Genomic DNA, 1,322 nt, shown 5'->3' on the forward strand with positions numbered 1-1,322 from the left:
CTGACAGAGATGATGTAGGTGAGCACCTCCCGCCAGTCCTGACCCACCCTCTGACTGACCTCGGGTCTTCAACGGGATCTGTCGGTCTGAACGGGAGGTGCTCACCTGCACCCATCGGACGTGGCGTCGTGACCTCATAGGAGCCTGGCCAGAGGCCCCTTCTCTGTCTTGTCCGCCCTGCCCGGCCGGTGCGTGCCGCCCTGCCCACCGGTCAAGAACGACAGGACGACGATGCCCTCCATTACACCTGACACCATCGCGATCGACGAAGTCGCCGGTGGTGTCGACACCCACCAAGACACCCACACCGCCGCCGTGATCGACCACCTCGGCCGAGTGCTGGGCACCGAGCAGTTCTCCGCCGACACCACCGGCTACACCGCGCTGCTGACCTGGATGCGATCGTTCGGCCCCGTGACGGTCGTGGGCATCGAAGGAACCGGCGCCTACGGTGCCGGGCTGGCCCGTTACCTGCGCCGGCAGGGCATCCGCCTGACCGAGGTCGACCGGCCCGATCGCAAGACCCGCCGCTTGCAGGGCAAGTCCGACCCGATCGATGCGATCCAAGCGGCCAAGGCAGCGCTGGCCGGCGAACGCTCCGGCACGCCCAAGCAGCGCGACGGCCGGGTAGAAGCCCTGCGCTGCCTGCGGATCGCCCGTCGCTCGGCCGTCGACCAGCGCGCCAGTGCCCAACGCCAGATCAAGGCCCTGATCGTCACCGCCCCCGACGACCTGCGCACCCAGTTGCGCGGCCTGCCCGTCATCAAGCTCATCGCCACCTGCGCCACCCTGCGCCCCGACCCCGGCCACGCCCATGACCCAGCCACCGCGACAATGATCGCGCTGCGGTCCCTGGCCCGCCGCCACCAGCAGCTCACCACCGAGATCAACGACCTCGACGAACTGATCGAACCCCTCGTGGCCGCCATCAACCCCGGCCTTCTCGCCGTCCACGGAGTGGGACCCGACACCGCCGGCCAGCTCCTGGTCACCGCCGGCGAAAACCACGACCGGCTCGGCTCAGAAGCCGCCTTCGCCATGCTCTGCGGCGTCGCCCCGATCCCCGCATCCTCCGGCAAGACCCACCGGCACCGCCTCAACCGCGGCGGCGACCGCCAAGCCAACGCCGCCCTCTACCGCATCGCCCTCGTCCGCCTGCGCTGGGACCCACGAACCCGCGCCTACATGCAACGCCGCACCCAAGACGGCCTATCCAAGAAAGAGATCATCCGCTGCCTCAAACGCTACATCGCCCGCGAGCTCTACCAGATCATCACCAGAACCGATCATGAAACCAGCGCTTGACATCAATAGGAGCATCC

At 68.2% G+C, this 1,322-nt stretch carries 1 protein-coding gene; it reads left to right on the forward strand.

Annotated elements, in window-relative coordinates; all coding sequences use genetic code 11:
- The first annotated feature begins 231 nt into the window (after positions 1-231).
- Positions 232-1,305, forward strand: coding sequence for an IS110 family transposase (locus tag ABZW11_RS46230; RefSeq protein ID WP_355432928.1), 1,074 nt, complete (start codon positions 232-234; stop codon positions 1,303-1,305).
- The last annotated feature ends 17 nt before the right edge of the window (positions 1,306-1,322 follow it).

The sequence above is a fragment of the Nonomuraea sp. NPDC004580 genome, from assembly GCF_040609855.1.
Classification (GTDB): Bacteria; Actinomycetota; Actinomycetes; order Streptosporangiales; family Streptosporangiaceae; genus Nonomuraea; species Nonomuraea salmonea.